Here is a 26976-nt window from a genome sequence, read left to right as displayed (position 1 = left end):
TAAACGTAAAAGGGTGTCTATAGCAATCAGAGACGACAATCTGTACTCTAGGCTTGCGAGAACAGAGAGTTAGAGTGTCGAGCAAGCCTCTTTTTGATGCGATTCGTCTAGCTCGCACTTCACTTGGTCAAGGACGTCTTGCCTGTTAGCTGTTTGATATGGTAAATCGTATTCTTCTGTTGAAGCCAAAAAATTCCCCTGGTTAATGATAACTCCATCGTGTGGCCAAAAAAATCTACATGTACAATTGTTTTTAGTTGAGAATTGCGTAAGTCCTTCAATAACTTAGCAGTGATATCTTTTTCCGAGCGGCTCATCCTGTCTTCTTTAGGGTTTCGTTTGTGGCTAGCGAATACAATAGAATAGCTGATAGATCTACTCTTGTCTTTATCCTCAGGGGGTCTCGCATATATTGCGGTAACTTCAGGCTGCGACACTGCAGTGGAGACTGCGTCAAATGCCAGCCAGCTAAAATCATCGCCGCTGAATCCTTTGACGTCCAGTTTATGCCCATTATTGTCCCATATACGAGACATATTGGGACAGTCCGGGATCGTTGCTCGAATGAACATTTTTTTCACTTTGCTTGCTGAAGATGAAGTCGTTAATGAACTGCACGATATAGAGCCAGCAGGGTGTTGGTCGTCGTAACTTGAGGTCGCCCAAGCGTTAGACATGCCACCCTCTAGCTCGTGCCGTAGAGCAGTGAGTGTAGGCGGAATATCGTTTTGATACTTTTCTATACCCGACAGCGAGTTGCTGATGAACGCCAGTTCGCCGCCGGCATAGGATTGCTTGTATATGACTTTGGTATTGGAGAACTTAGATTGAAAGATCGGGATGGAGCTTTTTAGTATCTCTAAGGCTTGATCGTTCGTCGTATTGTCTTCGCCGACGATCGTAAGCTTTGCCTCAAAACCAAATCCGTTATATCCGAAACCGACCTTAGATACCGCTGACTTGACGTGTGGCAATTGCCTGACCTTACTGACAAGATTATTTGTTTGCATGCCGGCAAATGATGGTCCTAAGGTAGCATGCCCAATGAGATATATAATGCCCGTGAAGAGATAAAGGACATATGCAATGAATAAAAGACCAGGTATAGCGCCAATGCCAATCGCGATACCAATAGCAAGGCGAGATGATTTTTTTCTCGGCGGTATCGGCGGCGGAACTGGTGTGATGATTGGTTGTTGTGCTGGCGGCATAGGTGCTCCCGTTGATTATTCGGTTGTTTGTGTAATTCTACTCTGATTATATCAAAGAGTAGGCGATTGGCTTATATGCGATCACGGTATAGTTTGCTGGAGCATTGTAGAGGGTAACGATCAAGCATAGGTTACATTTGTTGTTTTTGTTATTTTGTGTTATTATATCAAACTATGACTGATAAACTAAACGACAAGTGTGGTAACGGTAAGAGTGAGGAGGCGCGACCGGAAGATGGACGGTTGCATGAAGCGGGAGTAGAAGAAAGTCTTGGTAGTCTTGCGGAATTTGCTGCGATTCTTCTTCGCAATATGGAGAGCTCTGGGAATCTTGATGGTACTGATAGTTTTGATACTGTCTTCTCGCAGAGTAAGCAAGAAACGTATTTTCACCAAGATGTTGCGAAAGCTCTAGGCAAGCTTCGGGAACGCATGACGAATATAGATGATACGTCAGTGATCATCTATCCTGGCAGCAGCAGCGATGAGACGCTTGCGCGCGTTTTTGGTCCTGGAGTGATCCATGTTGATCCGGATGAACATGCAATGGATGTTATGCGGGAAAAAGGGTATAACGTTGCAGAGATGACAATAGAAGAATATGTGAGTAACATGCCGGAAGAAGGTAGGGTTGATGTCGTATTCTCGTATAATTCTGGACTCGTGCCGCAAGAACTGCTAGATAAGATTCCTGTAGGCTGTTATGTCATTGCGAATAACTGGCACGGATCAGCTAACAGCCTAGGCAAAAACCCTCGTGTTACGCTTGTATGTGCTATTGATCCTGAAAGCAAGTCGGGTGAAATAATTAACGAAGAAGAAGCGCAAGCGGCGCTTGGTACTACAACTACTAAGTCTGGAAATATGGATATAGATATAGAGAAAAACCCTAACACGCTATGGCTGTTTGAGAAAAACGACGAGTCTGCTGCTGAGTGAGTGGATAGCTTTAAATACCTCATAGGCTTTCGTCACCTAACGCAGGAGTCTTACGTAAAAAAGAGATCAGGATAATCAATGCATGGGCAGCCACCTACCTTGCACACTACACGGCTCTTTACCTAGTAGGTTTTAGAGAACCACTTCTAGGTTACTATCGTGAATAGTCATAACCATAGCAAAGGAGACTATAGTAATACTAGACAAACGCTAAACAAATCTGAGTCAATGTGGAGTATAGCTAAACGACATATGAATAAGCTCTATAGACAAGCATATAGTTAGCTACTAAATAACTAAGCTTATGTGCGTTATATAAACCTAACCCAATTTAGCCAAACTAAGTCAAGCTAATTTATACTCGACTAGCTACATGAATTATGCAAAAAGGCTTAAGACTATTTTGGGTTGGGTGACTGTATCTGCTATTACTATTTACCCACAAATATTCAAATAGTTTTTTAGCTATTTTCTCAACCTAAAAATACCGGATATCGATATCCGGTATTTTTTATCTATTTTACCCCTGTTATCTTTTATCCTTTTTTCTCTTCCTTTATATATAAATATATAGAAGAGAATTATAGAGGAAAATCATAGAGAATAATTACGAAAAGAATTTAGGCATAAATAAAATATGGAAGCAGTAGATAAACAGACAGACAGGTAAGTAGATAAGTAGGTAGGTAAGCAGGGATAGATATGCTTGGAAGTGTTGTATGGGTGTAGGTTTGGGAGTTGTTAGTGTTCTGTTTTAGGTTGCTAAAATGGATGTATACAACAAGTTGCAATAATTGGTATGCTCTGTTACAATATAACAGATCTGAATTAAATTAACGTTTAAGGAATGAAATGAAAGCAGTCGTAAAGATCTCTGGCAAGCAGTATCTTGTCAGCGAAAAAGAGACCCTGCGGGTGGATCTCCTCCCGGAAGGAACGAAAGAGCTCACCCTCGACGCACTCATGACTATTGACGGTGACAAAGTAGCGGTCGGTACTCCTGTAGTGAAGGGCGTGAACGTAAAAGCGAAAGTTGTTGAAGCATTGGTGAAGGGCGATAAAATTCGTGTTATCCGGTACAAGGCAAAGAAACGTGTTCACAAAGAGAACGGTCATCGCCAGAAGTACTCGCTCATCGAAATTGCAGCAATTAAATAGCAGTAAAAAACTCCTCGTATAATCTCTCGAGGAGTTTTTCATATCTAGAGTAGTTTTTGTCTTCTCAATTCAGCTCATGGTATAATAGGGTCTAAAGAGAGGGAATAGAAACAGCGTGACAACGATTATCGCAGTAACTAATCAAAAAGGCGGCGTCGGTAAAACGACGACGTCAATCAATCTTGCGTATTATTTGGCAAAAAGGGGTAAACGGACATTATTAATCGACTTTGATCCGCAGGGCAATGCGACGAGCGGTCTGTCAATTGATAAGCAATCGCTCGATACGACAATGACGGAAGTGATTATGGGCAAGAAAAAGCTTATTGATGCGGTAATGCCGACCGAGTTTACTAACCTATGGATTGCGCCGACGACGCCGGAGTTGGCAAATGCCGAGGTGGAGCTGACACAGGTGCAGCACCGGTTTAGCCGGCTAAAATATGCGATTCAATTGACGCCGACGCAGTATGACTTTGTCATTATTGATTGCCCGCCGAGTTTAAGTCTGCTAACGGTTAATGCATTGATCGCAGCACAGTATGTGTTGTTGCCAGTGCAGGCGGAGTTCTATGCGCTTGAGGGTTTGGGGCAGCTGCTTGAGACGATGAAACTAATTCGTAAAAACCTTAATCCGACGCTTGACCTGATTGGCGTGCTGCCAACTATGGTTGATAGCCGTACATCACTATCGACGCAAGTACTTGATGAGATTTCTAAGCATTTTCCAGCGAAAGTATTTAAAACGAAGATCCCGCGCAATGTACGGCTTGCCGAAGCGCCAAGCCATGGGCTGCCAATTGGCGCGTATGATCGATTTAGTAAGGGCGCACGCGCCTATAAAGCAGTGACAAAGGAGGTACTTGATCGTGTCGGCTAAAAAGGGTTTAGGGCGAAGTTTCGATTCGTTAATTCCGACAGAGTTGCTAGACGAGTCATTTGATCCGACATCTGAGCAGGATGACCGTGTAAGTGATTTACGCTATATTAAACTCAGTGAGATAACGCCGGATCCCGACCAGCCGCGCCGTGCGTTTGATGAAGTATCGCTTGATGAGCTAGCGGCGTCGATAAAAGAGCATGGCGTGTTGCAGCCGATTGTTGTGGCGCCAGATAAGCAGGGCTACAAAATCGTTGCGGGTGAACGACGATTTCGCGCCTCGCAGCGGGCAGGACTTGAAAAAATTCCGGCATTAGTACGGACGCTGTCAAGCCAGCATAAGTTAGAGCTATCGCTTATCGAAAACTTGCAACGCAGCGATCTGAACCCGCTTGAGACGGCGACAGCATATCTAAAATTGCGCGATCAGTTTAATTTAACGCTTGAGGAGATCGGGCAGCGCGTTGGCGGCAAAACGTCGGCGGCAATTAGCAATACGCTACGCTTGTTGCGGTTGCCGGCGTCGGCGCGCGATGCGATCGTAGCAGGTGATATTCGCGAAGGGCAGGCGCGCCCGTTGATTGGTTTACCTGAGAGTGTGGTTGACGAAATCATTCCGCGCATCATAAAAGAAGGCTGGAGCGCGCGTGCAATTGAAAGCTACGTACGTCGCCAAAAAGCAAATGGGCTGGGTGGTCGTACAATGCGCCAGCCAGCGCCACGTAAGTTGCGTTATACTGAAGAGCAGACGTATTTTGCTGATCGATTTAAAACGCCAGTTGAGGTGCGGACAAATCGCCGCGGTTCAGGACAAATCGTTATTTCATTTCAGGATCATGCGGATTTTGAGCGGATCTCAAAGTTGCTTGGCTAAGAACACGGAAACTAGAATGTCGTTATCTTTGAAAAAGGAAAGAGACGCACTGAAACTGGTCCGACAACGTCGTGGTTAGGAACGAAGCCAAGTCCGGTACGCGAATCGTACGAACTGCTACCAATACGGTTGTCGCCAGCGACAAATAGCACACCTTCAGGTACAGTCGTGTCGACATCGCCGCTTGATGGACTTTGCGGTCCAACGCCACCTCTACGGTACTCGTCGTCGGGATGAAATCCATTTGGGTGCTCGCGATTGTAGACGGTAAGTGTACCGTCTTTGACGGTAACGCGCTCACCGGGGAATGCGATGACGCGCTTCACGATAAATTCATCATGCATGCCGGCTAAAAAACGCGGGTTCTTGAAAACAATAATTTGCCCGCGGTTTGGTACGTACGGTTTATTTTTGAGTAATGCTGCAGTTACGGGCAGTCGGTCAACGATAAGCCGGTCGCCATCGGCAAGCGTATGATCCATACTATGCCCAGATACTGAAAAGCTACGGAACACGTATGTGTTGATTAGCAGTGTGCCGATCAAGACAAGTAAGACGAACCCAATGAAGTTGAGGATGTCTTTTACCCGTGGATGACGCGTCAAATAGCTTGCTTCCATCTTTTTTACTATACCCGCCACGCTCCAAAAAGACAAACGGAAACCATAGCCGCGATGGTTTTATTTTCTGCGCATTTCCGCTATAGTAAACAAGAGCTATGAGTAAACGAGCAGTAGACGGTTTTGTTCCGCGGCGTCAGTTGCCGGAAGTATCGGTAGAGGGTCTAGAACGTTCACCGAGCGGCAATAGTATGCGGCGGCGTGTAACCGCGTCAGGCGCAAACCACACAGGGCTGCCAAAGCCATTATCTTCGCCAGCGCCATCGCGAGCGGCGCAGCGAGCGTCAACTGCCGGGAGATCTGACCGTGCAGATATTGATGCGTCGTTACAGGAAATTGGCAATTTGTCTGATCTTGATGTATCGCCGACACCGAGCGGTCGAAGAAGGCGTGACAAAAAATCTCACAAACCAATATCTCGTCGCCGCAAAATTATTAAACGCGGGATTATTGCATTCATCTTGATTATTGTACTGACCGCCGGCTGGTTCGCATATCGTGCGTTAATGGCGAGCAAATCGGTGTTTAAGGGCGACTTGTTCGGGTTGGTACAGCAGAAACCTCTCAAACAGGATGCGAACGGTCGTTCAAATATTCTTATTCTCGGTACATCTGAAGATGACGAAGGGCACGAAGCAGGGTATCTAACTGACTCGATGATGGTGCTAAGTATTGATCAAAACAAGAAGAACGCATATATGGTCAGCGTTCCGCGCGATCTATACGTGAAGTACGGACGCGCCTGTGACGCGGGGTATGCAGGCAAAATTAATGTGTATTTCAATTGTGTGAACAACGATTGGAAGTCAGATAGTGCGGAAGATGAGCGTCAGAAAGAAACGCGTTCGTTTGTGGGTGAAATTCTAGGTATGGATCTGCAGTATAGCGTGCATGTAAATTACTCGGTGATGCGTGATTTAGTAAGCGCAATCGGCGGCATTAAAGTGAATATTGAAAGCCGCGATCCGCGCGGAGTGATGGATAGCAACTTTGATTGGAAATGCGGTACAACGCGGGCAGAGAGGCAGGAACGTTGTCCGCGCGGGCATTACATTAGCTATCCGAACGGCGAGGTTGAACTTGATGCTGAACATGCTCTGTATCTTGCTATGGCGCGCGGCGATATCGCGCCAACCTATGGATTTGAGCAGTCGAATTTTGACCGCGAGAAAAACCAGCAAAAAATTATGATGGCAATCCGCGAAAAAGCGCTTAGCACGGGTACGCTCACTGATTTCTCGAAAGTCACGAAACTCGTTGAGGCAATTGGCGCGAACCTGCGTACGAACTTTGAGACAGGCGAAGTGCGAACGCTTGTTAGCCTAATGCAGTCGATTAAACAAGATGAGATCAAAAGCGTCAGCCTCGTTGACGCTAATCCGGCAATTCTAACAACCGGTACGGTTGGCGGTGCGAGCGCGGTAGTGCCGGTGGCGGGTACGTATAACTATAGCGGTTTGCAGGCGTACATTAAAAAGCACATTTACGCAACGGCGATTACGAGAGAAGAACCGCGCGTCGTTGTCCTTAATGGCTCTGGAATTGCAGGAGTGGCGCAGGCTGAAGCGACCAAGCTTGAAGCGCTTGATATATCGGTCAACACAGTTGGTAATGCGCCGAGCGGACAAACATATTCGTCAAATAAGATATATCGTGTGGGTGAAAAGGTAAAATCAGCGACCGAAGAAAGACTAAAATCACTCTACCATACGAATATATCACCCGGAAACGAGTTATCGGGCGTGGTATATAATGCGAATACTGATTATGTGATTATCATCACGAAGGCGCAAAGCTCGAAAACCAGTAATTAAGCATGGATTCATAGTATAATAAAAGACGATGGATTTGATAAAATCGCACAAACACCGCTCGCGTATTAGTGAAGCGATGTATATTTTACTCAATGTATTGCTTGCTCTTGCGATGTTCGCTGTGACATACGTATCTGGATCGCCGTGGATCGCCGTAGCACTTGTATCTATGAGCAAATGGCGCGTCTTAGCGGTACGTCCGCGATTTTGGTTGGCGAATCTGATTACAAATACCGTTGATCTTATTGTTGGGCTAAGCTATGTGACGCTCGTATATTGCATGATGGGGTCGGTTGGCGTGCAGGTGGCATTGACGGTGCTCTATATCGTGTGGTTATTGATCATCAAGCCGCGTTCAAAACACACCTACGTTGTTGTGCAGGCAGGAGCAGCGCTTTTTTTGGGATTAACCACCGTTTCTATGATGATGTACGAGTGGAATCCGGCGTGTTTCGTTGCAGCGTCGTGGATCATCGGCTGTATCGCTATGCGCCACGTTATAAATACATACGATGAACCGTATAGTAATTTATATAGTTTCGTTTTTGGTGTCGTGACGGCAGAATTGGCGTGGATTTCGTATCACTGGATGGCGGCGTATGCAATTCCAGGCTTGAGTCCGATTCGGCTATCGCAGTTTGCCTTGTTTACGACACTGTTTTATTTTGTTGCTGAACGGGCGTACCGCAGCTATCATGCGTATGGCGAGGTGCGCCGTAACGATATCATACCGCCTGTCGTACTTACTGCGCTTGTTGTGATTGCTACCTATGTGTTTGCAGTTATTTATGGCAGCGACGCGCTTTAAGGTGGTTTTAAGCTGTATTTTTGAAAATAGTCCGAAGAAAGGTGAGTAGTATGGCAAATACGAATAGCACATCAAAAACAACAAAGCATAAAGCGACTGCGCCGCATGCCGTGCCGGCGCCTCCGGTTTTAGAAACTATTTCGCCGGTTATGCAGTCAAAACGGTCGCGCCGCGCACTTCCGTGGATTGTCACATCGGTGATTCTTTCGATTGCGCTCGTTGTAGGCGCAGCTTCAATAGGTGCGTATTTATACGCGACTCACCGTAGTACTGCTGTATTAACACCAGCACGCGATGGTAATACAACGGCGACAGCGAGTGAAGCATCAGTTTCAAACGTGATAGAAAAAGTGTCGCCAAGCGTTGTGTCGATCGTAACAAATACGACTAAGCGGACAATATACGGTGCGGCGCAAGCTCGGGCGGCAGGAACAGGAATTGTCATTAGCCGCGATGGCTATATTTTAACGAATCGTCATGTTGTCGCTAACGCAAGTACTGTGCAGGTTGTGCTGGACGACGGTACGGCGTATGATGATGTGAAGATTGTCGGGGTGGATCCATTGAACGACGTAGCCTATTTGAAAATTAATGGTGTTACTAATCTACGCGCTGCCGAAATTGGCGATTCATCTACGGTGCGCACAGGCCAACAAGTTGTCGCGATCGGCAATGCGCTTGGCCAGTATCGCAATACAGTGTCAAGCGGTATTATCTCGGGCAAAGGGCGATCGCTTTCGGCAAGCGATGAAGCGGGCGGATCAAACGAATCGCTCAGTGACATGTTCCAGACCGACGCAGCGATCAATTCGGGTAACTCGGGTGGGCCGCTGTTGAATTATGCCGGGCAGGTTATCGGCATTAATACGGCGGTTGCTTCGGGTGCGACAGGGATTGGTTTTGCAATTCCGATTAATGCCGTGAAAGGAACGATGAAGAGCGTGTTAGCGGGCAATCGTGTCAAGCGTGCCTATATCGGTATTCGGTATGTTGACATTACGCCGGCATTGGCAAAACGCTATCACTTGCCAGTGACAAAAGGCGCGTACGTAGCAAGCGATAATAGCTCAAGCGTACAACCTGGTAGTCCGGCGAGCAAAGCAGGTATTCAAGACGAGGACATTATTACGAAGGTAAATGGCACGGCAGTAGGCGAGAGTAATGGGTTTTCTAGCCTGATTGGCCAGTACACGCCAAATGACGTCGTGGAATTAACAATTTTGCGTGGCGGTAAAGAGCAGACTGTTAAGGTTACGCTAGGTGCCTACGCTGAATAATTTTAATTATATTTTTGAAACACGAGGCAAAATCCATCAGTGGCACGATGAACGAGCTGTAGCCTTGATGCTCTAGCTATAATTGCTGTATGCTGTCGCGGATCGGCTTCAAGGTAAAGCCATCCGCTATTATTCAGCGCGGTACCCGTTTGAGCAAGCAGCTTATTAATCAGCGCTAGCCCATTGTTGCTCGCAAAGAGTGCCTCAGCGGGTTCGCAATTTGTTTCCGGCGAGCGCTCCCATGACGCGTCAACGTACGGAAGATTCGCAATGATACCGTCAAATGTACCGAATGTGGCGCTTAATAGATCGCTCTGTATAATGTCGACGTGCGCGTGTAGCCTTGTTGCATTTTCGCGCGCTACCGCAAGTGCGTGGCGGCTATTATCGGTAAGCGTGACGTCAAGTGCTGGTATTTCCAACTTTGCCGTAATTCCCAGGCAGCCGCTTCCCGTACCAACGTCGACGAGGCGCCCAATGTGTGGTTCGTATTGACGTAGGCAGGTGATAATTGCCTCTGATTCCGGGCGTGGAATCAGCACGCTTGGCGTCACTTTAAATAATCGGCCATAGAAATCCTTGTGCCCGATGATATAGGCGAGCGGTGTTCGGTCAAGCCGCAGTTGCAGCCTCGCATGAGCGATTTCGAGTTGGCGTTCAGTCAGCTGTTCATCGTTATGTGCGTGTAGCCATGTGCGATTTTTGCGCACGGTATGCGCCAATATCAGTTCAGCGTCAAGTAGCGCGCTTGTAATGCCGGCATCTGCAAGCATTTCTGCGCTATCGCGCAGCCAGGCTTGAATTGATGTCGGGATGTTCGCGACTGCCATCTTATGTGGGATTGTACATGATGTGCGTAGCTAGGGCAAATCTTTTATTTATTGTGTATGCTGTGCTTTTAGTTCGCGCTCATACGCTTGTAATCGCTCAATGATATCGTCAATATCACCGTTCATCGCTGCCGGAATATTGCTGCGGCTATAGTGAATGCGGTGGTCGGTGATGCGATCCTGCGGAAAATTATACGTGCGAATTTTTTCACTGCGATCCCCCGTACCGACGAGCGCGCGCCGTTCAGCGGACAGTTTTGCATTATCTTCGTCGATTTTCATTTGGAGTAGGCGGCTGCGCAATACGCTCATCGCTTTTTCGCGGTTCTTGATTTGCGATTTCTCGTCTTGATTTTGTACGACTAAGCCGGTTGGCAAGTGGGTAATACGTACGGCGGAATCGGTGGTATTGACCGATTGTCCACCATTGCCGCTTGAACGGTAGATATCAACGCGTAAATCTTTCGGGTTTATCTCAATGTCAGTTTCTTCTGCTTCTGGTAATACCGCGACAGTGGCCGTACTGGTGTGAACGCGTCCTTGGCTTTCGGTAACGGGTACGCGTTGTACGCGGTGGACGCCGCCCTCAAACTTAAGTCGTGCATACGGTGAGTCGCCGGAGATTTTGAAGATAACTTCTTTGTAGCCACCAGAATCATTGGCAGAATCGCTTAGCAGCTCGGTTTTGTAGCTATGGGCTTCACACCAGCGCAGGTACATGCGGTACAATTCAGCGGCAAACAAGCTCGCCTCATCGCCGCCTGCGCCCGCGCGGATCTCCATGATGATATTCTTTTCATCGTTCGGATCTTTTGGTGTAAGTAATATAAATAGATCCTCTTCAAGTTGTGCTAACTTTGCTTCGTCTTCAGGAATTTCTGCTTTGGCAATTTCGGCAAGCTCATCATTGCCAGTAGCAAGCTCTCTCGCTTCGGCAAGTTGCTGCTCAACCTGCTTGCGCTCTGTTGCTTTAGCAATGATTGCCTCAAGCTCGCTGAACCGCTTGTTCTTAGCGGTAAACTGCGGGTCGTTATATGCGTCGGGTTGCGCTAAAAACTTACTCAGTGCTGAGTATTCGACCTCTAGGGCGGTCAAATCAAGAGTAATATGAGTCATGTACTTCTATTGTACCATAAAGTAGGCGCGGCAACGACGAACGGCGGTTGCTAAAATTATAAAAAGTGATAAAACTACTTGACGAAATCAGAGGGAGAGAGTACCTTATACGTTGGACTAGTAATTATTCTATAAGAAAGCGTAGGTTTAGTTGGATGGATGTTAAAGGACAAATGTTTAAAGATTCTTGCCCTAGTGCGGCATACGATCGGCACTTGCGGCATGAAGCCGAAAGTCAGCGAGCATTAGATTTACAGGAGGCGCTTGAAACATTTGAGGTGCAGAAGACAGAAGTAATTCCGGCGCGTACAATCGGTCTTCTGCATAGCGTAGATGATAAATTGTCTTATCAGAGTGGGCGTTTTATCTCTACAGGAGCATACAAAGGAGTTAATGTTATTCGTCAATTTAAACCATACGACAGGCAGACCTCCGATGCTTATCCTGGTGTAGAATTTGAAACGACCGCAGTAGCGTTTGACATATATGATAAGCAAGATAGTTTGCTGGACAAAAATAGGGAATCTCACCGGTCGGGCTATATGGTATTGTTCCGACTGGGTTTTGCTGGTGAAAAATTTGATGGAGATACTATTGGTATTGGTGAGAATGCTCGTTATGGAGCGCTCGTTGAAGACGGTTGTCTGAGACCATTGCGACTAGATACTACTAAGATTAAGAGGCATACTGAATATTCGCCAAGCTGCCTAGTGTCAGTTGTCATGCTAGACGATAACGATCCTGGCTACAGTGAAGTCCTTGACGAAGTAGATCGTTTTCTTGATCAATGCGGTCCGAAAGAATCAGAATAGCAAGCGTTGTTGTCCCGCAAAAGGTCATGCTACACTGGAGGTATGACCTTTTCTTCTTGGCGCCAATTTGTTGAGCATGAAGCTGAGCAGCCGTATTTTCGCCGGCTGATGAATCGGGTAGACGCCGAACGCAAAGTTAAGGACGTATATCCGCTCAGACCGGATATGTTTTCATGCTTTGCTCAGTGTCCGCTTGAAACAACAAAAGTGGTAATCATCGGGCAGGATCCGTATCATGGACCAGGACAGGCGCATGGTATGTGTTTTTCGGTGCGACCAGGCGTGCCGGTGCCGCCGAGTTTGCAAAATATTTTTAAAGAACTGCATGATGATCTGGGGTGCGATATTCCTAAGAGCGGTTTTTTAGAAGAGTGGGCGAAGCGCGGCGTGTTGCTTATGAACACGTCATGGAGCGTTGAACGCGGCAAGCCGGCGAGCCACGCTGGTCTTGGCTGGATGGAGTTTTCCGAGCATTTGCTAGAGTTTTTGAATGATTTTGAACAGCCTCTTGCATTTATGCTGTGGGGCGCGCATGCCCAAAAAGTGGGGCAGAAAATCACTAATCCGCACCATCTAAAAATTGCGAGTTCGCACCCGTCGCCATTTTCCGCCGATCGCGGCTTCTTTGGTAGCCGACCATTTTCGCGGGCTAATGAGTTTCTAGAAAAAACTGGGCGCGGTTCGATTGATTGGCGGCTGTAGAAACCGCAATAGAGTATCGGCGGTTCCAGCCACCTGACCCCAAAACCTCTAGTAAAATTACTACCTTTCGTTAAGAACTTATCTAATGTAGCTATGCCAACCCTTGAACTATATAGAGTTACCCTCTATATTCTATACTCTGCGGCGTAGACAATATTCTCATCCTCAGAGTCCTATATCTTATGTTTTTCTACGCTTAGACCTTGAATTCCCATTCAAATCGCAACACCCATATAAGGCTGAAGGAGCTCTGCTGGACTTTTGTATCCATGCCGTTTTCTAGGTCTAGTATTAAGCAGGTTGGCTGCTAGGTCAACCTGCTTTTTGGTAATACTCTCGAAGTTCATTTGTTTCGGGAAGAATTGGCGCAGCAGCCCATTGAAGTTTTCGTTGCAACCCCGCTCCCAGGAATGGTACGGGTGAGCAAAGTAAACCGCGGCGCCTGAACGCTTTTCTAGAACTTCGTAATTGTTCATCTCAGTGCCGTTGTCTAGGGTAATGCTGCGCCTCAGGTGCTTTGGTAATGGCGCTAGCAGGCGCAGCGCCTCTTGGCAAAAGGCTTCTTTGGTGGCTTTTGGGATAAAGCCAACTAGGGCATAGCCGCTCTTGCCGTTCAACTAGGGTAACCAGGTAGCCGCTGCCGCCTTTGCCTCGTACCGTATCACCCTCCCAGTGTCCGTACATAAGGCGTTTGTTGGCGGTTTCAGGTCTAGAATCTATCCAGCGCTTTTTGGCTAATTCTCGCTGTCTCTCGGCGGCGCTTAGTGCCGTACTTGCGGCGTAATTTAGGATGGCGTAGATACTGCCAAAGCCCTCTCAAGGTTTGCTTTGGCAGGGACCAAAGCCAGCGATACACTGTAGAATGCGATAGACCTAAGGCTTGTCCAGCCTGATCTGGGCTATAGTATTGGCGGATGAGATTGAGCAATATCGTAGCCTCGGCTTCGCCGAGCTTGCGGTGTTGCTGGTTGGCTTTGTATCTTGCCTCTTTTTTGTGTTTTTCTGCCTTAGTTATACTGTATCCAGTGCCAGTTTTGCCCAGCTTAGGCACTTGACCTCGCTGCAGTTCGCGGTATACGCTGCTGGGATGAAAGCCTAGGATGCGAGCTATTGAACGCACGCTTAGACCTTCTCTAATTAACTTTGCTAGAAAAATCCGATCATCTCGGGTAAAGTGGGTATGAGCCATAGCGAACTCCTCTGTGTTTAGTTGATGTTTCAAACTACAGAATACGGAAAGTCCTATGGCTCTTCAAGTTGGCTATGGGGAGTTGCTTTTTGAGTGGGAATTCAAGATATAAGTATTGACATTACCAACATAATATGCTACTATTATTACTCATGACACAGACGCTTGTAAGGAACCCTGAAAAAAACAGATCAACCCTCGAAACCCTCATCTGCGACGAGACAAAAATTGGGTAGATTTAGTTTTAGTACCGTAGCAGCTCAAGTCGGGCATGATATCGGAAACTCAAAAGGCTATATCAAAGACGTTAATGATCTTAGAGCGCGTGCACCGCAGAAAACGCAGGAAACCATTACAAAAGATTCTATGTGCATATTAGGAAAAGCCGCGCTTGAAATTGCCCAGATCTATGAACAGCGTGCTGAAACCAGTGGATCCAGCTTGGACGATAGGCGCGCTCGCATTGCGGAATTCATCAGTACCTATGAGTATAAGATGGTAGAGGATATTAAAGAAAGAGATCGTAAAAAGAGGGGAGTAAAAGGCAGAAAGTCTCTCGCGACACGTGAGAGGTATGCCAGGTACAACCATGCACTTCGAGAGTTCATTAACGACTGGGGAAGCAAGCTTACTCAAGATGAACTAATACAGTACATGTTCAGTTACCATCCTCGGCGCGCCTTGCTGCAGAAAAATCCAACTGCAAGACGTGAATGGCTAGAAACTACGAAGGCGGATATTGAAGGCGTAAAAATTGAGATGGGTTTTGAGCTTGCCATCGACAGGACTGACATAAGTTGGTACTCCGCGACACCTATACAGGATGCCAAAGGTGTTGATTACATTGTTAATGGGGTGCCGATAGATCTGAAGCGATCCTACTCCAGCGCCCAAGAAGCCCAGTACTATAATAATCTCTATGGTCGCAGCAAAGTAGCCGTCTGTCCAGACATTAGGCCAGAGGACTTCGTTGATCCAAAAACAGGTAAGACAATGCTCATACTGCAGGATCCAGAAGCAGTTGCGCTTCGGGTTGAACAATCTCTAAGAAATAGCGGCGTAATCTAGACGAGCTAATCCTTGGTGTGGTAGGATAGCTGGATTATGCCAAACGAGAAATACCTTAACCCTAGTACCATATCAATACCCAACTCTGAAAGCTTTAGTATCCTCATGGGGGTTGTTGATAGTATTGGTACGGGAAAGTATACAAAGGTATTCGATTCTATAGAGTTATCAGGTAGAAAGGCTATACTATCAGATTCTATTGATTCTATAGGCTCTATAGAGTCTATAGAGCTAGTAGCTAAAGAAGATACACCGTCAGATCTTATAGAGCCTATAGAACTATTGGATAAAGAAGCTATGCTATCAAAGATTGCAGGTGCCTTAGGGAGCCTCGCAGTATCATGGACAGAGTACCGTAGGCTCCCTGATGATACAGGCAGCGAAGCAGTTGGCGTTAGTAGAAATGGCGATGTTGTTATTGCAGTATTTGAGGATAAAGGCAATACGGCAGTTTCAGTGGTTGATTCATCATTCCTTGGCGGGGATGATAACAGTAGTGATAACAGCAGCAATAACGATACCGATACCAGCGGCATTGACAGTGACGGCACTGACAGCAGCAACAGTGACTATAGCTATGACGACAGGGATACTGGCAATGATCGCAGCGGCTATGGCTGCGATAATGATGGCTATGGCAACCGCGATTACCGCTATGACGATGAGTTCTGATGGGGTTGGTTTGTGTTTGCTGAGAAGATATCTGAACCACAATGTAATCTGTGCTAAACTGCAGCTCTTGTACTTATTGTGGCATACTCTTACGCAGTATAGACACTGAAGCAGGTAGTTCAGGAGCGCAGTATAGCGTATGCAGTATATGGTCTAATGATTGGTAGTCGATATTTTTTATTACTACTAAAACTTTGGTATAGCAAATATACAGAGATATTTTTATAGTTAAGAAGTTAGTATGATTACATATCTAATTTACTGGGTGTTTGGATTAAAGTATCATTGTTACGATGGTATTGAACTTGAGTTTCCGCAAGCTGCAATAAAAGTGTGAATGCTATTCATTATAAGAATCAATTCAATGATTTTTATGTTGATATTGCAATTCAACATAAAAAAAAGAAAAGGATTCCTTATATATTTTGGCGTTTTTAAGGATTTATTTGTTTAGATATAGGCGATATTAGGGACGCATGAAAATTTGCGGAAACTCAAGTATTGAATCATTGATCTATAAGTGATATAGTAAAACGCTGTTAAATTTAAATGCCAAAGGAGCATGAGAGATGTATATAGAACGTGAAGTTAAGATGACAAGTCCTGAAGAAGATGCGGAGGTTGCATGTAAACACCGCAAACTGCATCGTGCAGAAGAAGAGAACTATCCCATTACTCTTTCGGAGAATCAAAATGTTGGGAGAAGAATAAAAGATGATGAAGTCAAGCAGCATCTAGCGGGGGTTGCTGTGAGGCTAATTGAGGCAACATCTGAAGAGTCAAGAAGAATTATCGCAGGCAAGCAAGTAGAGGACGATCGACGCAAGCCTGATGTTGTGCCGATGACGTATGATGAAGCTCGTTCGTTCGTGATGGTTCATCCGGAAGAGGCTGCTGAGTATGGTATTGACATGAGGTATATTGAGGAAACGGTGTTGAACGACGATATTAAAAGATACCTGGCTAGCTGGGAAGGCGCTGGCTTGAGCCGAGAAGCTAAGACAGCCTACATTCGTAAGCAGTGGGCTGCTTTGAACCGTCGGTTAGCTGCTATGGCACTTGCTCAGACAAACCCTGAAACCTTTGAAACGCAAGGACACGTTTCGGGTAGGCCTACTTCGCAAGGAGCGACGAATATGGATTGCTATGGATGTGCATGGAGCGATTCAGAAACGAGTGGATCATGGTATCGTAATTCGTATAATAGTAGCTCATGCTGAAGTAAGGTAGTTGCTGTGGTTTAGTGGAGCAGGCAGAAGAAAGCAGTGCTTGGCTCCACTATACTGGGGTTAGCCGTAAAAGCTGATCTTTTATGATATGAAGTATGTAAGAATGTCCGACAAAGTCTTGATTAACTAAATAAAATACCCCAGAGAAATGTCTGGGGTAAACTATTATTTAAGGTCTATTATTGTTCGTCGCTGGCAGCTTTGGCAGCTTTTCTTGCGTTAGCCTTTTTTGCTTTGTTTGCCAGCTGAGAGCGACGAGCTTCAGCAGCAGCCTGGCGAGCCTTGAATCGATCGACGCGACCCTCAGTGTCGATGATCTTCTCTTCACCCGTAAAGAATGGGTGTGAAGCTGATGAAATATGAACTTTAATAAGCGGATAGGTCTTGCCATCTTTCCACTTGATTGTCTCTGTTGTTTGCGCTGTTGAACGAGTCAAAAACGCGAAGCCTGCTTGTTCGTCGCTAAATACGACCAGGCGATAGTCTTGTGGGTGAATACTGCTTTTCATAACCCTAGTATTCTAACAAAAAATCAAGAAAATAGCAAATTACATGAGCGGCCTACTTATGCTAAAATATGGTTCAGAATAATGAAAACCAATAACGAAATAGAAAGCTCTAGTACCTCCTCAAACCTCTTAACGGGCGACGTTGAGTTAGCTCAAGAGCGGTTAGATGAACTGAAGCAAACAGTCCAGGCTGAGCGTGGAGCAAATCAGAAGTTATACAATAGCGTAGCTGGAGAGCTAGACGCTACGCCAGAAGAAACAAACGAAATAGTGGATAGTATCGTGGCGAGTGCGGCTGAGCAGCTAGATGCTATTGCGACTGGCGACCCAGAGGGTTTTAAAGCTATTGTTGATGCCGCAAACCAAGTTGGCGTAGATACTGATGAGGTGGCGCGCGAACTTCGCGAGAGGGAAGGCAGGCTTAATGCTGCAGGCATTACAAAAGAGTTACTAGAGATGGCTGAACGAGCAGAAGCGCAGGAACCTGGGTATGTTTTCTATAATATACAGGAGCTGACGGAGCGAAGGGATCGTATACTAGAGGCTGTTAAAAAACTTGATAGCGATGATTGGGCGGATGTGAAAAATGTAGCGAAGGTGCTTAATACTTGCTCTGATGCCGCCACGTCGCTTCGCGCAGGTAATATGACTATAGTTGCGGATATGTTTGACGATACTCTTCGCGACTTCTTACCAAATATCCCGGCAGGAGTGTTGCACGAGATGTATTCATCTGAAGATATGGAAGAATCAAGGGTAATGCAACAGTTCGTACACAATGTTTTAGAGGGAACTCAAGATCTTAAGGTTGAGAATGCCCAGGTAATCGCAAGGGTTGCTGGATACGAAAACGTTTTAGATTTCTTTAACAAATCAACAGGAGGCGTTGAAGACACGTCTGATATAGGTCGTTTCTTGATGGCGCATCCTGAACTCCGTGTATTGGCAGGATATCCGACGGGCAGTCCGGAAAATATAGCGGATAAGATGAATCTCATGCGTGAACAGGATGAATTTACAATAGACTTATTAGTGCGTCAGATGGGGCTGCCGGCAGAGCTTGTGCGAGATATTGACAGAGGTATGAAAGGCCGTTGTCTGAAGAAAACTGAGCATGAAACTGATGTAGAAGAATATTCTGAAAATCATATGAAAGAATTGACGACAATTACAAAAATGGTAGCGCACTTTGGCGTAGATAGGATACTGAAAATTCATAACGAAATAGGAATCGTCAATTTTGGTAAACGAAGCATAGATAGTCTTGAGAAGCTTGAAAAAATCATTGACAATGATGAAGACGCCTTGCGTGAAATAAGAGACAAAGAAATAATAGTATCACTAGAGGATGCACTGAATGATGATATAGGATCGTTTGCTCTTACGGAAAGTCTTTTCCGGGGTGGGGATAATGGTTACCATATGCCATTTGAAGTTTCTTCTCTTAAGGAAGACGGTGAGGAAATTGGGCGATATATTGATTTTCTTGAGAAGAGAGATCTTCATCCGTCCGTTGTTGTAATAGCTGGACATGGACAGCCGGGCGGAATTCATATTGGGGACGGCATGCTATTTATGAGAGATGTGACTGAGGATCTTAAGAAATACCACATTGATGATCCGTATGTTGACTTGAGTAACCCAAGCGACGAGGCCGTTGTCAACAGGCTATTTAGAACGATGAAGCCCGATACTGACGGATCGTGTCATCTTATACTCAAGTCGTGCTCTCAGGGGTCAAAGGAAACAAAGACGGGGCGTTCCACTGCGCAGGTTCTTGCGGATCGTATGTACGCCAATGCGCCAGAGGGATCTACGTCTCGCGTTTACAGTTCTGAGCTGCCGTCAAACATATGGAGGAATTATAAGGATGGACAGCTATTTTATGTTGGCGAAAAAGCAACGGTGATTACTGTCGCCAGTGATGGAAGAATAGTAGAAAGTAAGGAAGAAATCATAGACCCGCGAGCACTTCGCCGAGGAGATAGAGCGGAAGTGAAGGCGGATGTTTAGTATGAAAAAAGTAGTAGTGTACAACGTGTTTGACTCAGAGGCTCCGGATATCCGTACCGTTATTCATGATAAAAAAAGATTGATACTTATCAACTGCAGCCAGTTGCTTCTATTGGCGAAAAATGGTGCACACATAATTTCTGCGTGTTTACAAATTGATGTACATGAGGAAGTTGTACAAATATGTATGCATCCTGGCGGCACGCGGTTTCTTTGCGATGCGGCGAATAGAAAATTCTTCGTAAAGACAGATGCTAACTGGCGAGAAATTGGCGATGAGGCGGACGCTTTGTCCGAGGTGGAGCAGTTTTACCGTCAATCGCACGCGATATTGTTTGATGCAAGGTCGCAATCCGCCCTAAACTCCCAACCGTAACATCCTGCTTCCTGAGAATATCCCAGTGGGGCGCCAAGTTGCCGGAGGGGCTGGGCTGCTAAGCGAGGAACCTGTCTTTGCTGCTCTGACCACTAATGTTTCTCAATGTTAACTTTGATATGGTAGACATACGGGACATCCTTTCATTAATTAGCTGTTTACATACACACTCTAATTTTAATGGGGTGTTTCGTTTTAGTTTAATGTACCGACGCATACAATGTATTGACTTATCCATAAACGTGCTATTATAATATAAACCAGTCTTAAGTGATGGCGCAACCATCTCTTAAGCACATCTCTCGGTTGAGCCAGATGCTCCCGAGAGCCTGAGGTACCAAAAGTTGGTATCTCAAAAAGAAAGGGGATGTCCGATGGATATCCTTGTAATTATCATCGTAGTCGCTTTCGTCGTCTATCTGGCGGAGAAACTCTTTGCTTGTACGGTAGAAGAGTATACGTATATGTTGTATACGTATGACGATGAAGATGAAAAGGACGTAACCCCCGAGGAGTGGTAGTCTTTACCACTCTTCGGGGAACGGGGTTACCCGCTCGTTCTTGAGCGGGTAGCCCCCCGCGACAAATAATCTTCTCTGAGATTTTTGTCGCACCACCCCGCACAGCCAGTGCGGGGTATTTCCTTTGTAGGCTTTTATGGATTAGAATTCGCTGTCGCTATAGTTATATATACGCTCGGTAAGCGGTATGCTGTTTAAGCATGCTGCTATTTCGGTTTCAAAACCTTTATACTTTTTCGGTTCTAACATCATATCTTCAAGCGTACGCCATGCGTTATGTCCGCCATCAAATTCAACTTGCAATTTACCGCTAAACCGATCGCAGAACATTAGCTGGAATAATTTATCTTCAATGATTTCGCCTGTCTCTTGATGGCGTACGCGTTCATGGTATATACCGCGATATTCAAATGTACCAGTTAGTCCAGTTTCTTCTTTTAGCTCGCGCGTAGCAGCGTCTAGCAGTGTTTCGCCCCAACGTACCTTGCCGGTTGGCGCGCCCCAAAAGCCGAAGTAGGGGTGTTTCAGTCGTTTCTGTAATAGATATTCTACCATATGCGTTTTGGGATTATACTGTTCAACTACAAGCAGTACGGCAACTTTCGGCTGCCGTTCAATCACGCCGGCATCGGTATCAAGTTTGTTAGCGTATTCTTTGCCTATTACGCTGAGTTGGTATGCATTACCAATTTTGTTGATATAGCCTAGTTTGACTAGTTGTTTGATGTGAAATTTTACATGATCACTTTCTAGTCCACTGGCTTTTTGCAGCTCCGCGAAGCGTGCTGCTGGCATAAATAGCAGCTCCCGCAGAATCTTGATCTGCGCTGAGTGAAGTCCTTCTCCGCACCTCATCACTCTCCTCCATCTTCATCATATTTCATTACTCACACTGTAACGTATATCTTACTGTGATACTAGGGAAGTTAGTTTCCGGGAGGTTAACCTTATTTAATTTAATTAGGTTCAACCCTACTTTACCCTACCCATCTGCTTCCTCTCAGTAGCAATTTAAGTAGCTCACACATTTAGTAATTATATTGACAATTGAACAATAATCTGCTAACATACAGTCATAACAATTTAGCAAAACAAACATAAGAAAAGGTCTTTTATAACTACTATGAGAAAGTTTAATCAACCTCTGCCTACTGCTGGAGAGTCGGGCGCAACGGCGGACGCGGAGCGGATATTGGCGGCTTATTCAGGAGTTCGCTTTGACGGCATTCCAAATGCTTTTGGAACTGGTAGAGCTGGGCAGCCCGAACAAGGCGGATCGTTTCCGTCATTTAGTCAAGAGCCGGCTGCGTCATGGGGAAGCGGGTTTAACAACACTCCGCAATCATCGGCGATAGATCGGACAGCTTCTTTTGGATTTGGGTCACCGCAAGGTAGGACTGAATCGTCTGCTTCATGGGGATCATCCCAGGAGGGGTTTGCTACGACCCCCGAGCGTGGTGAATCAATAAGAAACAAGCTTCAGCGAGCGCTTGGTAGTGCTGCTAATCGGTTAGCTAATATGTTTGGCAGCCGTGATAGAACAGAGCAAAATTATGTAAGCGCACAATCTTTTACTCGTCAGCCTGAGGCTACTCCGTCTACTGCGTGGGAGAATGCATTGCCTAGTAGTTCTATGTGGCAGCAAGATTCAGCCGAGTCAAATGGTGGGTTTGCGGCAAGGGCTGCGAGTGCTCTAGACGGAGTCGCAAATACTGCTCATGGAGCTGCCGGTAGAATGGGATCTATTCGTGAAAGTGGAGCATTTCGATTTGTAGAAAGACACAGTGGTACTGCGGCTGCTGTAGGTAACATGATTGATGCTGTTGGAGGGATTTCGCAAGCAGCAAGAGGATATAGTGCACAAAGCATTTATGAGAGTCGGGGGCAGCTGGCAAATCGCGGTACTGCAGCGGCTGGTGACGCACTTCGTACTGGTGGTAGTGCCTTTGTAAGGGAGCTTGCAAGTCGTTACGGCATAGATACTGAGCAGCGTACAATAGCAAGCAAGCGTAGGCTAGTGAAAGGGATTGCGCGGTTAGCGATGGGCGGTTTGCCTGTTGATTTGATGAGAGCTGCAAAAGCTGGGGCAAAGGCTAGCATTGACTCAGCTAAAGGTCATGCCACGGCATCTTCTTCTGAGGTAGGGTGGTAGCAATAGTAACTTTTGGTTCTAGTCTCCCGTCTCGTTAGCCCCAGCATGTCTCGTTTAGCAAGGTATACCGACGAGCGAAGCTCGGCATAAACAGCTAATACCTTATGTACTGTTAACAAAACATAAGGCCAGCCTTAGATTATCTTCGCTGACGTTAGAGTAATAGTAATAGTAATAGTAATAGTAATAGTAATAGTAATAGTAATAGTACTATCACTATCAGAATAACAATGAAAGCTTCGGAGTGGGTGATAGGTAGTGAGTGACGAGTGGTGGGTATTACTATTCCTTACTCTTACCTACAAGTATCTAATAGTCTTTTGGCTATTCTTTTAGCTATTCTCTCAACCTAAAAATACCGGATATCGATATCCGGTATTTCTTGTTTATTTTACCTCTGTTATCTTTTATTCTTTTTTCTCTTCTTTTATATATAAATATATAGAGGAGAATTATGGTAAGAATTATGAGGAAGAATTATATGGGATTATGGAACTATGAAACTATGGGAGTTATAGAGTTATAGAGTTATAGAACTATAGAACTATAGAACTATAGAACTATAGAACTATAGAGAATATCATTAAAGAGCTATAGAGAGTTAGGAGTTAGGAGTTAGGAGTTAGGAGTATAGGAGTATAGGAGTTGTTAAAGAACTACTTATAGAGAGGTAGAGAGAATTAAGAGAATTAAGAGAATTAATTAAATTAAATTAAGTTAAGTTAAGCTAGTTAGTGAATGAATGAATGGATGGGTGGATGGATGAGTAAGCAAATAGATAAGCAGACGAACAATAAACGTTTAGCACTTAAGAAAGGGCAGGTAGATATACTTGAGGTGTTGTATGGGTGCAGGTTTGGAGGGTGTTGGTTGTTTTGGGTTGGGTTAAAGTACCCTCGAATATACCTACTTGACAAAACCCCCTTTCCGTGGTACAATGAAAACCATGAGTAGTTTAGAGAGGAAATATTCAAATAACAACCGTAATGATACGTACAAGGCACCATTATGGTATCGTCTACGTACTAAGATTGCTGTAGGAATGGTAGCAGCAGGAGCAGTATTCGGCTTTAACAGTTTGTCTCACGAAGACAATACCGATAATGCTCCACAGCAAGAACTTGCTTGTGTTTCAGAGCAGACTACGCTTAAAGAAAGTAACGATGCGATTAATAAGCTTTCAAATGGCATCAACGAAGAAGATGGCAAAGAACGCACAACTGCTGTTCAGTATGACGCTCAAGCGCAGCAAGCAAGGCTCAATGAAGCGCACGGTGGGTCTGTCAATGAGGATGCTCCTGTTAACGTAACGGTATGCCGAACAGATAACGGTAACCTAGAAGCTAGAGTTGACACCATTGGCAGCCATCCTGAAGAAAGCGATCGATAACTTAATCAAGTTAAGTAAGATACTAGCTATTAATCAGCTAAGCAAGCAATCAGGCAAAATAACTAATTAACTAAGCTAAGCAACTAATTTAACTAACTAAACCGCCAACTACAGATATGTTGTTGGCGGTTCTTTGTGGGGGTTAAGGGAAGCGCGTCGCTAGATAGTACTACGACTTATAGTATTTATGGTTTACAGTTTGCCTTAGCGGTACTGAGGTGTTGAATGTCTATTGATAAAACGCATGCACATGGTATAATAAAAAAGTAACTAATTTTTAACGACACAACCCGCCAAAAAACTCCATATCATGGCGGGTGAGGCAAAGGAGTAATAGGTATGACCGTGCAGGTAGATATCAAGGCTTTGTTTGAAGCTGGTGTCCATTTTGGACATAAAACAAGCCGGTGGCATCCAAAGATGGCGCCATACATTCACAGTAAGCGGCAAGGGTCGCACATTATTGACTTAACAAAAACGGTTGAGGCGCTTGACAAATCGTTACCATTCTTGACAAAAGTCGCAGCGACAGGTAAGCCGATCTTGTTTGTCGGTACGAAGAAGCAGGCAAAAGCGATCGCAAAGGCTGCTGCCGAGCAGACTGGCATGCCGTATGTTACTGAACGTTGGATTGGCGGTATGCTGACGAACGTCGCGACAACAAACGCCCAGGTGAAAAAACTTAAGGATTTAGAGCGCCGCATGGCGTCGGGCGATTTAGAAAAACGCTACAACAAGTTGGAAGTCCAACGTTTCCAGGAAGAGATTGATAGCTTGAATTTGAAGTATAGCGGCATCAAGGATATGAACGGGCGTCCGGCAGCGCTTGTTGTGTTTGATGTTCTTGCTGATACAAATGCAATTAATGAAGCGCGCAACCTTAATATTCCGGTGGTTGGTATCGTTGATACAAATGCAGATCCGTCGCGTGTTGAGTATCCGATTCCAGGCAATGATGATGCAATCAAGGGGCTGCAATTGCTTGCAGACTACTTTGTGCAGGCAATTACCGAAGGTAAGAATAAAGAGAATTAGGAGGGCATCGTGGCTGTAACGATTGAAGATATTAAGAAGCTGAAGGAACTAACCGGCATCGGTTTGACAGATGCGAAAAAAGCGTTGGTTGAAGCAGATGGCGATTTTGACAAAGCGCTTGAAGCGCTGCGCAAAAAAGGCTTGACTAAAGCAGAGAAAAAAGGCGACCGCGAAACACGCGAAGGGTTGGTCGAAAGCTATGTGCATTCGGGGCGAATCGGTGTGATCGTTGAGGTGAACTGTGAGACCGATTTTGTGGCGCGCTTGCCGGAATTTAAGGAGTTTGCCCATCAAATCGCTATGCAGATTGCGGCGATGGCGCCGAAATATGCTACGATGAACGATATTCCGAACAATGTTTACGAAGCAAAAAAAGCTGAATTGCTTGAAAGCGAAAGCCTAAAAAATAAGCCGGAAGCTATGCGCGAGCAGATTGTCGACGGACAACTCAAAAAATATTTTGCTGAACAGGTATTGGCTGAACAGGCGTTTGTGCTTGATGACAGCAAAACTGTCGGCGAGCTTATCAAAGAACAAATTGTGTTGCGCGGTGAGAATGTGCGCGTCAGCCAATTTAAACGGATTGAACTTGGTGTGACTGAGTAGACCAGTAAAGTAAAGTAAAGTAAAGTAAAGTAAAGTAAAGTAAAGTAAAGTAAAGTAAAGTAAAGTAAAGTAAAGTAAAGTACTCTCTGTATAGTGAGTACTTTTATTGTATAATAGTATTTTTGTAAAACTTTATTGACATTATTAAAATTTTATGATAGTATTGAAAGTGTAACAGGTTAGCGATAGCAAACCAAAAAATATAAAGTAAAAAGGATAATAGAAAAATATGGGTAGACATGAAAAAAGTACATATCAGGCACGAGCTGAGCGTGGTCAAGAAGCTGTTGAGAAAGTTGGCGAACGTTTAAGAGGGCTTAGAGATAGGGTAACAAAAGGCTTTAGCGGTTTTTTGCGCGAGCGTAATGTTGGCAGCAAGGCTAAAAACATGCTTGATACGGCAGCTAAAGCTGGCTTTGCCGGAGTTGGCTTGGGTATTGATGCTGTTGCAGGGGCAGGTAGGATGGCTGCTAGCGGCATGGAGACTGTACAAAGCGCAGCCAGCTCTGCAAAGACTATGGCGCGTGAGACTATGGACAGTGCTAGAACTGCAGCAGCTAATGCGAGAGAGAAAGCTTCAAGAACGGCTGCTGAAGGAAGAGCTAAAGCTAGAAATTTTTCAGAATCAATTAGCGGTCTATTTGAAAGAGGTAAAAACGGTATTGAGGCTGCGTATATTGATGCTGTTCAGCGCAAAAAAGCTCGTATGGCGGCGCGAGGACGTAGAGTGAACTCCATTAATAGCGAGAAGGTAGTTCATCAAGAGGCAATTGACGAGTCAAAAAATCTGAGGAGGCTGCGTAAAGCTAGTAGAGGTCTGGAGAGTTTAGGCGATGAAGGCAATGCTGCGAGAAAAGGTATTGCGGAAGATGCGACAAAAGCGCGAGCTCGTCAGGCTGCAAGACGTAGGCGGCTGCGGTATGGACAAGAGCTGGGAAGAGAGGGTCTCAGGAGAAATCGCACAGAAAAGCTTACAACACTTTTTGTCAATCAGCTTGATAGAATTACGCCAGCTCTGCTAACTCGTAAGGTGGAGTCAGATAGTGAAAAAATCGAAAAAGCTCTAAATAGCTCTAGTGGTGAGACGGGAGATTAGGCTTGTTAAATTAAGGATAAGCACGTATAATTTACCCCAGTGGAAAGTGCAGTAGCTAAAATAAATATAATAAAAAGGA

Annotated in this window: 28 protein-coding genes; 20 read left to right on the top strand and 8 right to left on the bottom strand. The window is 45.3% G+C overall.

The window, feature by feature from the left end:
- Positions 1-119: 119 nt before the first annotated feature.
- Positions 120-1211, bottom strand: coding sequence for a hypothetical protein (locus tag J5A52_04460; protein QUB37370.1), 1092 nt, complete (start codon positions 1209-1211; stop codon positions 120-122).
- Between the two features lie 174 nt (positions 1212-1385).
- Here J5A52_04460 and J5A52_04455 point away from each other — a divergent pair, with 174 nt between their 5' ends.
- From J5A52_04455 to J5A52_04440, 4 genes are all read left to right on the top strand, one after another.
- A complete protein-coding gene (locus J5A52_04455; GenBank protein QUB37369.1) occupies positions 1386-2150 on the top strand; it encodes a hypothetical protein in 765 nt (254 codons plus the stop codon).
- An 852-nt stretch (positions 2151-3002) separates the two neighbouring features.
- Positions 3003-3308 carry a 50S ribosomal protein L21 gene (rplU, locus tag J5A52_04450; GenBank protein QUB37368.1) on the top strand — a complete coding sequence of 102 codons (306 nt, stop codon included), beginning with the start codon at positions 3003-3005 and terminating at the stop codon, positions 3306-3308.
- A 115-nt stretch (positions 3309-3423) separates the two neighbouring features.
- A complete protein-coding gene (locus J5A52_04445; protein QUB37367.1) occupies positions 3424-4188 on the top strand; it encodes a ParA family protein in 765 nt (254 codons plus the stop codon).
- A complete protein-coding gene (locus J5A52_04440) occupies positions 4178-5062 on the top strand; it encodes a ParB/RepB/Spo0J family partition protein (GenBank protein ID QUB37366.1) in 885 nt (294 codons plus the stop codon). The genes J5A52_04445 and J5A52_04440 overlap by 11 nt, the downstream gene beginning before the upstream one ends.
- A gap of 11 nt (positions 5063-5073) precedes the next feature.
- On the opposite strand, the gene lepB is transcribed toward J5A52_04440, so the two are convergent.
- Entirely contained in the window at positions 5074-5682 is a 609-nt protein-coding gene (gene lepB / locus J5A52_04435) for a signal peptidase I (protein QUB37365.1), read from the bottom strand.
- A gap of 98 nt (positions 5683-5780) precedes the next feature.
- Between lepB and J5A52_04430 the strand changes: the two genes are divergently transcribed.
- Genes J5A52_04430 through J5A52_04420 form a run of 3 tightly spaced genes read left to right on the top strand, consistent with a single transcriptional unit; the run spans position 5781 to position 9581 of the window.
- Complete coding sequence (locus J5A52_04430) at positions 5781-7496, top strand: LCP family protein (GenBank protein ID QUB37364.1); 1716 nt, start codon at positions 5781-5783, stop codon at positions 7494-7496.
- 28 nt (positions 7497-7524) lie between these two features.
- Positions 7525-8304: a hypothetical protein gene (locus tag J5A52_04425; GenBank protein ID QUB37363.1), complete on the top strand. Its 780-nt coding sequence runs from the start codon at positions 7525-7527 to the stop codon at positions 8302-8304.
- A 50-nt stretch (positions 8305-8354) separates the two neighbouring features.
- Positions 8355-9581, top strand: coding sequence for a trypsin-like peptidase domain-containing protein (locus tag J5A52_04420; GenBank protein ID QUB37362.1), 1227 nt, complete (start codon positions 8355-8357; stop codon positions 9579-9581).
- A 2-nt stretch (positions 9582-9583) separates the two neighbouring features.
- Here J5A52_04420 and prmC read toward each other — a convergent pair whose 3' ends face one another.
- Together prmC and prfA are read right to left on the bottom strand one after the other, a co-directional pair.
- On the bottom strand, positions 9584-10411 hold the full coding sequence (gene prmC, locus J5A52_04415; protein QUB37361.1) for a peptide chain release factor N(5)-glutamine methyltransferase: 828 nt from the start codon (positions 10409-10411) through the stop codon (positions 9584-9586).
- A gap of 48 nt (positions 10412-10459) precedes the next feature.
- Positions 10460-11527, bottom strand: coding sequence for a peptide chain release factor 1 (prfA, locus tag J5A52_04410; protein QUB37360.1), 1068 nt, complete (start codon positions 11525-11527; stop codon positions 10460-10462).
- A 155-nt stretch (positions 11528-11682) separates the two neighbouring features.
- On the opposite strand from prfA, the gene J5A52_04405 reads away from it, so the two are divergent.
- Complete coding sequence (locus tag J5A52_04405) at positions 11683-12339, top strand: hypothetical protein (GenBank protein ID QUB37359.1); 657 nt, start codon at positions 11683-11685, stop codon at positions 12337-12339.
- 42 nt (positions 12340-12381) lie between these two features.
- Positions 12382-13041, top strand: a complete 660-nt coding sequence (locus tag J5A52_04400) for a uracil-DNA glycosylase (GenBank protein ID QUB37358.1) — start codon at positions 12382-12384, stop codon at positions 13039-13041.
- A gap of 215 nt (positions 13042-13256) precedes the next feature.
- On the opposite strand, the gene J5A52_04395 is transcribed toward J5A52_04400, so the two are convergent.
- Entirely contained in the window at positions 13257-13658 is a 402-nt protein-coding gene (locus tag J5A52_04395; GenBank protein ID QUB37357.1) for an IS30 family transposase, read from the bottom strand.
- A gap of 92 nt (positions 13659-13750) precedes the next feature.
- A complete protein-coding gene (locus J5A52_04390) occupies positions 13751-14230 on the bottom strand; it encodes a helix-turn-helix domain-containing protein (GenBank protein ID QUB37356.1) in 480 nt (159 codons plus the stop codon).
- A gap of 228 nt (positions 14231-14458) precedes the next feature.
- Between J5A52_04390 and J5A52_04385 the strand changes: the two genes are divergently transcribed.
- The 3 genes from J5A52_04385 to J5A52_04375 all read left to right on the top strand — a co-directional run bounded on the left by J5A52_04385 (position 14459) and on the right by J5A52_04375 (position 17190).
- The gene (locus J5A52_04385) at positions 14459-15298 is read left to right on the top strand and encodes a hypothetical protein (protein QUB37355.1); all 840 of its coding nucleotides are present in this window, start codon (positions 14459-14461) and stop codon (positions 15296-15298) included.
- 36 nt (positions 15299-15334) lie between these two features.
- On the top strand, positions 15335-15970 hold the full coding sequence (locus J5A52_04380) for a hypothetical protein (GenBank protein QUB37354.1): 636 nt from the start codon (positions 15335-15337) through the stop codon (positions 15968-15970).
- 569 nt (positions 15971-16539) lie between these two features.
- The gene (locus J5A52_04375) at positions 16540-17190 is read left to right on the top strand and encodes a hypothetical protein (protein QUB37353.1); all 651 of its coding nucleotides are present in this window, start codon (positions 16540-16542) and stop codon (positions 17188-17190) included.
- A gap of 188 nt (positions 17191-17378) precedes the next feature.
- On the opposite strand, the gene J5A52_04370 is transcribed toward J5A52_04375, so the two are convergent.
- Positions 17379-17708: a type B 50S ribosomal protein L31 gene (locus J5A52_04370; protein QUB37352.1), complete on the bottom strand. Its 330-nt coding sequence runs from the start codon at positions 17706-17708 to the stop codon at positions 17379-17381.
- A gap of 81 nt (positions 17709-17789) precedes the next feature.
- Between J5A52_04370 and J5A52_04365 the strand changes: the two genes are divergently transcribed.
- From J5A52_04365 to J5A52_04355, 3 genes are all read left to right on the top strand, one after another.
- On the top strand, positions 17790-19721 hold the full coding sequence (locus tag J5A52_04365; protein QUB37351.1) for a hypothetical protein: 1932 nt from the start codon (positions 17790-17792) through the stop codon (positions 19719-19721).
- Between the two features lies 1 nt (position 19722).
- Positions 19723-20097: a hypothetical protein gene (locus J5A52_04360; GenBank protein QUB37350.1), complete on the top strand. Its 375-nt coding sequence runs from the start codon at positions 19723-19725 to the stop codon at positions 20095-20097.
- A gap of 374 nt (positions 20098-20471) precedes the next feature.
- Positions 20472-20618, top strand: coding sequence for a hypothetical protein (locus J5A52_04355; GenBank protein ID QUB37349.1), 147 nt, complete (start codon positions 20472-20474; stop codon positions 20616-20618).
- 141 nt (positions 20619-20759) lie between these two features.
- Here the strand turns inward: J5A52_04355 and J5A52_04350 are convergent, their stop codons facing one another.
- Positions 20760-21413 carry an NUDIX domain-containing protein gene (locus J5A52_04350; GenBank protein QUB38012.1) on the bottom strand — a complete coding sequence of 218 codons (654 nt, stop codon included), beginning with the start codon at positions 21411-21413 and terminating at the stop codon, positions 20760-20762.
- A 328-nt stretch (positions 21414-21741) separates the two neighbouring features.
- Here J5A52_04350 and J5A52_04345 point away from each other — a divergent pair, with 328 nt between their 5' ends.
- The 5 genes from J5A52_04345 (at position 21742) to J5A52_04325 (ending at position 26897) form a co-directional block, all read left to right on the top strand.
- Positions 21742-22770: a hypothetical protein gene (locus J5A52_04345; protein ID QUB37348.1), complete on the top strand. Its 1029-nt coding sequence runs from the start codon at positions 21742-21744 to the stop codon at positions 22768-22770.
- A 946-nt stretch (positions 22771-23716) separates the two neighbouring features.
- Positions 23717-24160 carry a hypothetical protein gene (locus J5A52_04340; GenBank protein ID QUB37347.1) on the top strand — a complete coding sequence of 148 codons (444 nt, stop codon included), beginning with the start codon at positions 23717-23719 and terminating at the stop codon, positions 24158-24160.
- 339 nt (positions 24161-24499) lie between these two features.
- The gene (gene rpsB, locus J5A52_04335) at positions 24500-25195 is read left to right on the top strand and encodes a 30S ribosomal protein S2 (GenBank protein QUB37346.1); all 696 of its coding nucleotides are present in this window, start codon (positions 24500-24502) and stop codon (positions 25193-25195) included.
- A 9-nt stretch (positions 25196-25204) separates the two neighbouring features.
- Positions 25205-25801: a translation elongation factor Ts gene (gene tsf / locus J5A52_04330; protein ID QUB37345.1), complete on the top strand. Its 597-nt coding sequence runs from the start codon at positions 25205-25207 to the stop codon at positions 25799-25801.
- 229 nt (positions 25802-26030) lie between these two features.
- On the top strand, positions 26031-26897 hold the full coding sequence (locus J5A52_04325) for a hypothetical protein (GenBank protein ID QUB37344.1): 867 nt from the start codon (positions 26031-26033) through the stop codon (positions 26895-26897).
- The last annotated feature ends 79 nt before the right edge of the window (positions 26898-26976 follow it).

It is taken from the genome of TM7 phylum sp. oral taxon 349 (assembly GCA_018127705.1).
Classification (GTDB): domain Bacteria; phylum Patescibacteriota; class Saccharimonadia; order Saccharimonadales; family Saccharimonadaceae; genus Saccharimonas.
Note: the sequence above shows the minus strand (reverse complement) of the source record. Positions and strands in the feature narration are given on the sequence as shown.

Bases quoted from the DNA above. Each gene is read 5' to 3' on its own strand.
- J5A52_04460 (QUB37370.1), bottom strand. From the start codon at position 1,211: ATGCCGCCAGCACAACAACCAATCATCACACCAGTTCCGCCGCCGATA.
- J5A52_04455 (QUB37369.1), top strand. From the start codon at position 1,386: ATGACTGATAAACTAAACGACAAGTGTGGTAACGGTAAGAGTGAGGAG.
- rplU (QUB37368.1), top strand. From the start codon at position 3,003: ATGAAAGCAGTCGTAAAGATCTCTGGCAAGCAGTATCTTGTCAGCGAA.
- lepB (QUB37365.1), bottom strand. From the start codon at position 5,682: ATGGAAGCAAGCTATTTGACGCGTCATCCACGGGTAAAAGACATCCTC.
- J5A52_04430 (QUB37364.1), top strand. From the start codon at position 5,781: ATGAGTAAACGAGCAGTAGACGGTTTTGTTCCGCGGCGTCAGTTGCCG.
- J5A52_04425 (QUB37363.1), top strand. From the start codon at position 7,525: ATGGATTTGATAAAATCGCACAAACACCGCTCGCGTATTAGTGAAGCG.
- J5A52_04420 (QUB37362.1), top strand. From the start codon at position 8,355: ATGGCAAATACGAATAGCACATCAAAAACAACAAAGCATAAAGCGACT.
- prmC (QUB37361.1), bottom strand. From the start codon at position 10,411: ATGGCAGTCGCGAACATCCCGACATCAATTCAAGCCTGGCTGCGCGAT.
- prfA (QUB37360.1), bottom strand. From the start codon at position 11,527: ATGACTCATATTACTCTTGATTTGACCGCCCTAGAGGTCGAATACTCA.
- J5A52_04405 (QUB37359.1), top strand. From the start codon at position 11,683: ATGGATGTTAAAGGACAAATGTTTAAAGATTCTTGCCCTAGTGCGGCA.
- J5A52_04400 (QUB37358.1), top strand. From the start codon at position 12,382: ATGACCTTTTCTTCTTGGCGCCAATTTGTTGAGCATGAAGCTGAGCAG.
- J5A52_04390 (QUB37356.1), bottom strand. From the start codon at position 14,230: ATGGCTCATACCCACTTTACCCGAGATGATCGGATTTTTCTAGCAAAG.
- J5A52_04380 (QUB37354.1), top strand. From the start codon at position 15,335: ATGCCAAACGAGAAATACCTTAACCCTAGTACCATATCAATACCCAAC.
- J5A52_04375 (QUB37353.1), top strand. From the start codon at position 16,540: ATGTATATAGAACGTGAAGTTAAGATGACAAGTCCTGAAGAAGATGCG.
- J5A52_04370 (QUB37352.1), bottom strand. From the start codon at position 17,708: ATGAAAAGCAGTATTCACCCACAAGACTATCGCCTGGTCGTATTTAGC.
- J5A52_04365 (QUB37351.1), top strand. From the start codon at position 17,790: ATGAAAACCAATAACGAAATAGAAAGCTCTAGTACCTCCTCAAACCTC.
- J5A52_04360 (QUB37350.1), top strand. From the start codon at position 19,723: ATGAAAAAAGTAGTAGTGTACAACGTGTTTGACTCAGAGGCTCCGGAT.
- J5A52_04355 (QUB37349.1), top strand. From the start codon at position 20,472: ATGGATATCCTTGTAATTATCATCGTAGTCGCTTTCGTCGTCTATCTG.
- J5A52_04350 (QUB38012.1), bottom strand. From the start codon at position 21,413: ATGCCAGCAGCACGCTTCGCGGAGCTGCAAAAAGCCAGTGGACTAGAA.
- J5A52_04345 (QUB37348.1), top strand. From the start codon at position 21,742: ATGAGAAAGTTTAATCAACCTCTGCCTACTGCTGGAGAGTCGGGCGCA.
- J5A52_04340 (QUB37347.1), top strand. From the start codon at position 23,717: ATGAGTAGTTTAGAGAGGAAATATTCAAATAACAACCGTAATGATACG.
- rpsB (QUB37346.1), top strand. From the start codon at position 24,500: ATGACCGTGCAGGTAGATATCAAGGCTTTGTTTGAAGCTGGTGTCCAT.
- J5A52_04325 (QUB37344.1), top strand. From the start codon at position 26,031: ATGGGTAGACATGAAAAAAGTACATATCAGGCACGAGCTGAGCGTGGT.